Annotated in this window: 10 protein-coding genes and 1 pseudogene; 8 read left to right on the forward strand and 3 right to left on the reverse strand. The window is 73.5% G+C overall.

Features of this window, described 5'->3' with window-relative positions:
• Positions 1-43: 43 nt before the first annotated feature.
• Entirely contained in the window at positions 44-604 is a 561-nt protein-coding gene (locus tag CCN56_RS07440; RefSeq protein WP_086824764.1) for a hypothetical protein, read from the forward strand.
• 42 nt (positions 605-646) lie between these two features.
• On the opposite strand, the gene CCN56_RS07445 is transcribed toward CCN56_RS07440, so the two are convergent.
• Positions 647-1,318 carry a nucleotidyltransferase family protein gene (locus CCN56_RS07445; RefSeq protein ID WP_107484105.1) on the reverse strand — a complete coding sequence of 224 codons (672 nt, stop codon included), beginning with the start codon at positions 1,316-1,318 and terminating at the stop codon, positions 647-649.
• Positions 1,319-1,392: 74 nt separating this feature from the next.
• Positions 1,393-2,073: a thiamine pyrophosphate-binding protein gene (locus CCN56_RS45760; protein WP_373412839.1), complete on the reverse strand. Its 681-nt coding sequence runs from the start codon at positions 2,071-2,073 to the stop codon at positions 1,393-1,395.
• 257 nt (positions 2,074-2,330) lie between these two features.
• Here CCN56_RS45760 and CCN56_RS07455 point away from each other — a divergent pair.
• The 3 genes and pseudogenes from CCN56_RS07455 to CCN56_RS07465 form a co-directional block, all read left to right on the forward strand.
• Positions 2,331-2,789, forward strand: a pseudogene (locus tag CCN56_RS07455) (SRPBCC family protein); the annotation flags it as partial.
• Between the two features lie 277 nt (positions 2,790-3,066).
• Positions 3,067-4,032 carry a TIGR03557 family F420-dependent LLM class oxidoreductase gene (locus CCN56_RS07460; RefSeq protein WP_086824771.1) on the forward strand — a complete coding sequence of 322 codons (966 nt, stop codon included), beginning with the start codon at positions 3,067-3,069 and terminating at the stop codon, positions 4,030-4,032.
• A gap of 11 nt (positions 4,033-4,043) precedes the next feature.
• Positions 4,044-4,745, forward strand: a complete 702-nt coding sequence (locus CCN56_RS07465; protein WP_086824773.1) for an HAD family hydrolase — start codon at positions 4,044-4,046, stop codon at positions 4,743-4,745.
• A gap of 4 nt (positions 4,746-4,749) precedes the next feature.
• Here CCN56_RS07465 and CCN56_RS07470 read toward each other — a convergent pair whose 3' ends face one another.
• Positions 4,750-5,760 (reverse strand): DNA topoisomerase IB, encoded by a 1,011-nt coding sequence (locus CCN56_RS07470; RefSeq protein WP_086824775.1) that lies wholly within the window; start codon positions 5,758-5,760, stop codon positions 4,750-4,752.
• 147 nt (positions 5,761-5,907) lie between these two features.
• Between CCN56_RS07470 and CCN56_RS07475 the strand changes: the two genes are divergently transcribed.
• The 4 genes from CCN56_RS07475 to CCN56_RS07490 all read left to right on the forward strand — a co-directional run.
• Positions 5,908-7,140 carry a cytochrome P450 gene (locus CCN56_RS07475; protein WP_179199729.1) on the forward strand — a complete coding sequence of 411 codons (1,233 nt, stop codon included), beginning with the start codon at positions 5,908-5,910 and terminating at the stop codon, positions 7,138-7,140.
• Positions 7,141-7,212: 72 nt separating this feature from the next.
• Entirely contained in the window at positions 7,213-7,479 is a 267-nt protein-coding gene (locus CCN56_RS07480; RefSeq protein ID WP_086824777.1) for a DUF6328 family protein, read from the forward strand.
• Positions 7,479-7,730, forward strand: coding sequence for a hypothetical protein (locus tag CCN56_RS07485; RefSeq protein ID WP_179199730.1), 252 nt, complete (start codon positions 7,479-7,481; stop codon positions 7,728-7,730). The genes CCN56_RS07480 and CCN56_RS07485 overlap by 1 nt, the downstream gene beginning before the upstream one ends.
• Positions 7,727-8,175, forward strand: a 449-nt coding sequence (locus tag CCN56_RS07490) for a metallophosphoesterase (protein ID WP_179199731.1), incomplete at its 3' end; no start/stop codon positions are given. The genes CCN56_RS07485 and CCN56_RS07490, both read left to right, overlap by 4 nt.

Below are 8,175 nucleotides of genomic sequence, written 5' to 3' on the forward strand. Positions count from 1 at the left end.
AACCGCCGGGGCAAAGGCCCGTCACAGTCAAGGGGGCCGGGTCATGTCCACAGGAACACTTCTGGCCGTCGTCATCCCCGTCGTGGTGGTGATCGTCCTGATCGCGCTGGCGATCTTCCTGGACCGCCGGCGGCGGCGTCGGCTCCGCGAGCGGTTCGGCCCGGAGTACGAGCGCACGGTCGACGAGGCGGGCGGTCGGCGAGCTGCCGAGTACGACCTCGGCGCACGGGAGGAGCGGCACGAGTCCCTCGACATCCGGCCGCTCGACGCCGACCTGAAACAGCGGTACTCGCACGAGTGGAGCGGAGTGCAGGAGCACTTCGTCGACCGCCCGGAGTCGGCCGTCCACGAAGCGGACCGGCTGGTGACCGATCTCATGCGCGAACGCGGCTACCCCACGGACGACTTCGAGCAGCGGGCCCGGGACCTGTCCGTCGAGCACGGTCGCGCCCTGGGACACTACCGCGCGGCGCACGAGGTCGACCTGCTGGCATCCGACCACCGGGCCACCACCGAGCAACTGCGCGGGGCGATGATCCATTACCGGGTCCTCTTCGACGAACTGCTCTCCGACGGAGGCCGGCCCGGCTCCGGCCGGTCCTGAGAGGCGGGCCCGGGGCCCCGCGTGATGAGCCGTTCCCCCGCGTCATGAGCCGTTCGGCCGCGGCAGTACGTCCAGCAGCTCGAGCAGGTACAGGAAGGCCTCAGCCATCGGGGCGCCGACGGTTTCCTCGCGCACCCGCTCCCACTCGATCCGCTCGCGCAGTCCCCGTGCCATCGGCAGCAGAGGACCGAAGTCGCAGTGGTGCTCGGAGAGTGCGAGGAGACGGCAGGTCATGAGGTCGGTCGGCGCGATCACCGGCATGTGCACGGAATCCACCGGCAGGGTCTGCGCGCGGGCGAGGAGTTCGCTCGTGACCGGCCGCCCGGCGAGGGAGAAGATCAGGTCGATCTCCTCGCCGCCCGCACGGGCCTTGACGAGCCAGTCCTCGGGCGGATCGACGATCCGTACGCCGCGCTCCCGGAGGGACTCCACGACGACCTCGGCGTCCTCGCGCAGGAGCGCGAAGTCCGCGTCGTGCTGGAGCCGGACGGGGATGCCGTGCGCGTATGCGGCGACACTGCCCACCAGGGCGAACGGGCGCCCCGATGCCTTCAGTACGGCTCCCACCTCCTTCGTCGTCTCCAGGATCGCCTGCGTGTGGTCGGGCGGAAGGGGCGAGGGTGTCGCGTCGGACGCGCGAGCCCGCGCCGGGTGCGGGGAGGGTGCCGTTCCGCTCACCGTCAGGTGCGCGGCGGCGCCTTCTGTGAGGCTCATGGTCCGCTCCTCTCCTCGCGGCTGATCGCGATGGGACCCGTAAAAGGAAAGGGCCCGGTAAAAGGGATCTGCGTCTACCCACCCTCGGGAGCTCCATCCGTGTCGCGGTCGCCCGCCGCGGGCGCGGTACGGAAGTCGAGCACCGTCGGCCGGTCCGCCGCGAGGGCCGTCCGCCATGCCTCCTCCACCTCCCCGGGGCTGGACACCCCGATCCCGTACAGACCGAGAGAGCGCCCGAACTCCGCGTACGACACGGCGGGCGTCGGCGGCCGTGGTGACGGCCGGTCGGACATGCCGGGACCGCTGCCGTTCCAGACGGCGACCACCAGGCGCGGATCGGTCCATTCGTCCGCGTACGTCGCCGCCGTCGGCAGCTCCGAGAGGCCGTCCGGCGGGGCGCGGCCCGTCCCGACGACGGCCACCACCGGGACCCCGTCCGGTTTCGCGTCGTACAGGCCGCGGAGGAGCCGCACGGCGCCCGGGGTGGACGAGGCGGCGCAGATGCCGACGTGGCCGGAGAACTTGGCGTACCCGACGGCCTCGAAGGCCGCCGTGTCCTCGCGTCGCGCCCGTACGAGGCACGGGTCGTCGCCCTCCCGTGCCCACGCGGACACCAGACCGTCCACGCCGTCCGCGCCGTCCACGCCGTCCGCGCCGTCATCGGGGCAGCCGAAGACACGGCACACACCCCAGGCCCGCAGGCCGTCGAGGAGTACGTCCCCGCCGGTCGCCCGGCCCCTCGCTCGTTCCCTCACGGCCGTGGCAGGAGGGAGCGCGGGACGTTCTCGTTCGGGGAAGCAGACATCACCCGTACCACCCATCGGTTCGGACCGGGTCGGTACGTCGCGACTGCCCCGGCTCCCGCTCCCGAATCACGCCCGGCACGCGCGGAGCACCGCGCTCCGCCGACAAGTGGGCCGTACCCCGTCTGTACGTGCCGACAACGGGTAGTCGCGGCGATGGGGCACGACCGGATCCCGAAGTGCCCCGACGACATGAAGGAGGCCTGACCATGAGCAAGGTGGAGCAGACGATCGATGTGGACGTGCCCCTGCGGAGCGCGTACGACCAGTGGACGCAGTTCGAGGAGTTCCCGCGCTTCATGGAGGGCGTCGAGGACGTCCGGCAGATCGACGACCGGCACTGCCACTGGCAGACCAAGGTCGCCGGGGTCCGGCGGGAGTTCGACACCGAGATCGTCGACCAGCTTCCGGACCAGCGCATCGCGTGGCGCACGACGGGAGGCGACGTACGGCAGATGGGCGTCGTCAGCTTCCAGCCCCTGGACGAGGCACACACCCGCGTGCGACTCGCCATGGATGTGGAATCCGCCGGCATGGCGGAAAAGGCCGCCGACGCGATGGGCATGCTCGACCGCCGGGTCAAGGGCGACCTCAAGCGCTTCAAGGGCTTCATGGAGGAGCGCGGGAACGCGACCGGCGGCTGGCGCGGCCGGATCCGCCCCGAGGACGCCGACACCGCACGGACCGCGGGCGGCGAGCCCATGGGGACGGACATGTCCATGGGGCGCACCGACAAGGGTCCCGAAGCGATGAGGGAGGCACCCGGACCGGTGGCGAGGCCCGAGCGGACACGCCCGGACCGCGAGACGCGGTCCTGGTCGCTGCCGTCCGACGACGAGCCGGACATGCCCTGACCGATCCCTTCCAGCACCGTGGCACGAGGGCCGGCTCCACTGAGTCGGCCCTCTCCCGTTTCGGACGCCGCAGCCGTGGCAGTCGCCGGACATGATGCACATCGGATACACGATGATGACCGAGCAGGCAGGCCCCCGTGAGCTGGTCGGACACGTGGTCGAGGCGGAGCGGGCCGGATTCGACTTCTCCGTGATCTCGGACCATTCCTTCCCCTGGCTGAGCTCGCAGGGACACGCTCCGTACGCGTGGAGCGTCCTGGGGGCGGCGGCCCAGGCGACCTCGGACATCCCGCTCATGACCTACGTGACCTGTCCTACCTTCCGCTACCACCCCGTGGTGATCGCCCAGAAGGCCGCGACGCTCCAGCTCCTCTCCGAAGGCAGGTTCCGGCTCGGCCTCGGCTCGGGCGAGAACCTCAACGAGCACGTCGTCGGCCGGGGCTGGCCCTCGGCACGCGTACGCCTCGCCATGCTGGAAGAGGCCACCGAGATCATCCGCGCCCTCTTCACGGGGGAGTACGTGACACGGCACGGCCGCCACTTCCAGGTCGACGACGCCAGGCTCTGGGACGTCCCCGACACGACGCCGCCCCTCGGCATCGCGGTCTCCGGCCCCCTCTCCTGCGCACTCGCCGGGCGGCATGCCGACCTGGTGATCACCACGGAACCGAAACGCGAACTCCTCGACGCCTTCGACGCCCGGGGCGGGGCGGGAAAGCCCCGCATGGGGCAGCTGCCCGTCTGTTACGACGCCGACCGGGACGCGGCCACCGCCCGCGCCCACGAACAGTTCCGGTGGGCACTGGGCGGCTGGCGCCTCAACGCCGAGCTCCCGCTCCCGGCGGGGTTCGAGCAGGCGTCCGAACACATCCGGCCGGAGGACGTGGCGAAGAGCATCCCCTGCGGGGACGACGTGGAGGCCGTCGTGGAGGCGGCCCGCCCCTTCGCCGAGGCCGGCTTCACCGACCTCGCCCTCGTCCAGATCGGCGGCGCCCACCAGATGCCCTTCCTCCACTGGGCGGAGACGGCCCTGCTGCCCGCCCTCCGTGACCTGTAGGGAGCCCCGGCATGGATCGCGCCGCACTCTTCGACGTCGACGGAACCCTCGTCGACTCCAACCACCTGCACGTCGTGGCCTGGTGGGAGGCCTTCCGGCAGCACGGCCACCGGGTGGCGACGCACGCCGTGCACCGTGCCATCGGCCTGCCGGGCGCGCAGCTCATCGACCACGTGCTCGACCGGTCCCGCGACCGGTCGGACGACGGCCGGCTCAGCGCCGCCCACGACACCGTCTACGGCACGTTCAACGAGCGCCTCGAGGCCTTCGACGGGGCCGGTGACCTGCTGCGGACGCTCGCGGGCGACGGCTGGAAGGTCGTCCTGGTCACCTCGGCCAAGGACCGGGAGCTGGACGCCCTGCGCCGGGCCATCAACGCCGACGACGCCCTCACGGCCACCGCCTCCGCCGACGACGTCGAGGAGGGCAAGCCCGCCCCCGACCCGCTCGAACACGCCCTCTCGCTCGTCGGCGTGCCCGCCGGCCGGGCCGTGTTCGTCGGCGACAGCGTCTGGGACATGAAGGCCGCGCGCCGCGCCCACGTGGTGTGTGCCGGGCTGCTGTGCGGCGGCATCCCGCGCGCCGACCTCACCGAGGCGGGCGCCGCCGCCGTGTACGACGACCCGGCCGACCTCCTCGCCCACCTGCGTGCCAGCCCCTTCGGGACCGTCCGCGCCGGGACCGCCACGGCCGGGCGGTCGAGCGACGGGTAGCCGTTCAGCCGAGCAGGCGCAGCACCGCGCGCTCGGCCGCGCCGCGGGTGGCCGGGTGCCCGAAGCCGCCGTCCTCTCCGAGGCGTTTCAGCGCCGGGGCGATCGTGACGCCCTCCTCGAAGCGTTCGACGACGAGCGGATCGATGTACGAGGCCCGGCAGACCGCGGGCGTGTTGCCGAGGTGGTCGCTGACCTCCCGGACCGCCCGCCGCTCCGCCTTCGCCCGCGCCGTCTGCGAGTCGTCCGCCACCGGCGACGAGACCGCGAGCGCGACGGCGGCGAGGACCGTGGCGTGCCAGGTCCGGAAGTCCTTCGCGGTGATGTCGTTCCCGGCGTGCTCCCGCAGGTACGCGTTGAGCTCCTCCGCGCGGACCTCGTGCCAGGCCCGCCCCTCCCAGTACGCGAACAGCCGGTCGCCACCGCCGCGCCGCAGCAACAGGGCACGGACGACCTCGTACGCCGGCGCGTCCACGAGGGCGCGGGTCTGCCGGCGGCCCGACTTCGCCGGGTAGCCGAGGCAGATCTCCCCGCGTGTGCAGCGCGCGTGCTCGCGGAGCAGGGTGGTCAGTCCGTACGAGGAATTGTCCCGCCGGTACCGCTCGCCGCCGACGCGGAAGAAGCCGAGGTCGAGGAGGCGCACCGCGCAGGCGATGACCCGGTCCCGGCAGAGGCCGCGCCGGTCCAGGTCGCGCGTGACGGCCCGGCGCAGCCGGGGAAGGCTGCGGGCGACCTGCCGCACGTGCACGTGCTTCGCCTCCTCCTGCCGGCGCCGGAACTCCTCGTGGTACAGGTACTGCCGACGGCCCGCCTCGTCCGTGCCGACGGCCTGGATGTGCCCGTTGGGCCACGGGCAGACCCAGACGTCCCGCCACGCCGGGGGGACGGCGAGCGCGACGGCCCTGGCCCGGTCCTCCGTGCCCAGGGGTGCGCCGTCGGCGTCCAGGTGGCGGAAACCGCGGCCGTGGCGGACCCGCCGCCAGCCCGGCCGGTCCGGATCGCTCGTCCTCAGTCGCACTCCTCCACTGTGCCGCCGTACCGTTCCACGCGCCTCTCCCCGAAGCCGGGGGCGTGTGACCGCGCACGGTTCCGTCGGGCTGCGGGCCGTACGTGGATCGTCCGGTACGCGCGCGTGCCGCCGCCTCGACGGGGTACCGCACCGGGCATGACCCCACTGATCCAGGACCGCACCGCCGCGCTGGTGCTCCAGGGATACGGCTGGCTGCCGGATCTGCGCCGCCGGGCGCCGAACGGCGACGTCGTCCGGACCCGGCTGCTCGGCCGGACCGCCGTCGCGCTGCACGGACCCGAAGCGGTGCGCTTCTTCTATGACGAAGGCCATGTCCGTCGCGCCGGCGCACTGCCCGGACCCGTGCTCGACACGCTGTTCGGGCGGGGCGCCGTGCACACCCTGGACGGTGCCGATCACCGCGTGCGGAAGGCGCTCTTCGTCGCCGGGCTGACCGATCCTGCGGCCGTCGCCTCGTTCGTCGACCACGCCGAGACCGCCTGGCGGATGGCGTTCGCCCCGTCCGGCGGGCGCGAGGTCGTGCTCTTCGAGGAGGCGGCGCTCGTGCTCGCACGGGCCGTCCGCGACTGGGCGGGGCTGCCGTACGACGACGGGGAGGTCGGCGGCCTGGCGCGGGACTGCCTCGCCATGGTCGACGGCTTCGCGACCCCCGGCCCGCGGCATCTGCGGGCCCGCCGTGCCCGGTCCCGCCAGGAGGGCGTCCTCGCCCGTGCGGTCGAGGAGGCGCGGGGGTCGACGGCGTCCGCGGCGGACACGCCGTTCGCGGCGTTCGTCCGGCACCGGGATGCCGGCGCCGGCCTGCTCGACCTCCACACCGCCGCCGTGGAGCTCCTGAACGTCGCCCGCCCCGCCATCGCCATCGCCTGGTTCGTGGCGTTCTCGGGGCACGCGCTGCACCGGTGGCCCGGGACCCGGGAGGAGCTGCGCGACGACGGCTCCGGCGCCTACGCCACCGCCTTCGCCCACGAGGTGCGCCGGTTCTATCCCTTCGTGCCGTTCGTCGGCGGGCTCGCCGCCCGTGACCTGGAATGGCGGGGCGAGCCGATCCCCGAGGACGCGCTGGTCCTCCTCGACGTGTACGGGCAGAACCACGACGCGGCCCTCTGGCTGGACCCGTACCGGTTCGACCCCGGGCGCTTCCTCTCCCGCCCGCCGCACCCGGACGCCTTGATCCCGCAGGGCGGCGGCGACGTCCACGCCGGCCATCGCTGCCCCGGCGAGGACATCACGGTCGCCGTCCTCGCGGCCCTCTCGCGCGCACTGGCCCGGCAGGAGTGGGCGGTGCCCCCGCAGGACCTGCGGATCCCCCTGCGGCGGATCCCGACCGCGCCCCGCAGCGGCCTCCGGATCGCTCTCCCGCCGGTCTGAACGGACGTTTGCGGAGCCGCCCTTCGGGCACCGCACCTCGCAGAACGGGACATGCCGAGCCGAGGAGGCGTCATGACGGCGACGAGGCGCCTGGCAGAGGCCGAGTGGCGCATCGTGGAGGAGGAGGTCGTGACCGCCGCCGGGCGGCTCATGGTCCTCCTCGCCCTGACCGTCGCCTGCACGCTCATGCTCGTCCTGAACGTGGTCCTCGGCGGCGCGCTGGCCGCCGGGATCGTCGTCGGCGGCGTGATGCCGTGGTTCGCCCTCTGCTGGTACGTCGCCCCGTACCGCCTGCGGCGCAAGGCGCTGTCACGGGTCCGAGACGGAGGAGGACCGTGATGAACGCCGACGAGAACGAGTACCGGGTCGCCCGGTTCAGGGACCGGCTCGCGCGTGAGGACGTGGCCGAGCTCGGCGTGCGCGTCGAGGCCCGTGGCGAGACGATCCTCCTGACGGGCACGCTCCCGACGGCCGACCGCCGCGACGAGATCCTCCGGCTCGCCGACGCGGAGTTGGCCGGCATCCCGGTCCGCGCGGACCTCCTCGTCGCCTGCGCCGATCCTCCCGAGCGGTCCGAGGACCTGTCGTGACCTCCCACGGCGAGCGGAACGGGGCCGTCGTCCGGGTGGCGGCCGTGGGCGACATCCATCTGAGCGCGGACTGCCGGGGCCTGCTGCGCCCGTCCTTCGAGACCCTGCCGCTCTGCGCGGACCTGCTCCTCCTCGCCGGCGACCTCACCCGGCACGGCACCGTCCCGGAGGCGGAGGTGGTCGCCGGGGAGGTCCGCGACCTCGGCGTCCCCGTGGTCGCCGTGCTCGGCAACCACGACTACCACTCCGAGCGGGAGGCCGACGTCACGCGCGTCCTCACCGACGCCGGGATCACGGTCCTGGAGGGGGACGGGGTGATCCTTCCGGTGGCCGGCGGCAAGGTCGGAGTCGCCGGGGCGAAGGGCTTCTGCGGCGGCTTCGCGGGGCGCAGCGCGGGGGAGTTCGGCGAGCGCGAGATGAAGGACTTCGTCCGCAGCGCCCGCCG

The sequence above is a fragment of the Streptomyces sp. NRRL B-24572 genome (assembly GCF_002156145.1).
Taxonomy (GTDB): domain Bacteria; phylum Actinomycetota; class Actinomycetes; order Streptomycetales; family Streptomycetaceae; genus Streptomyces; species Streptomyces vietnamensis.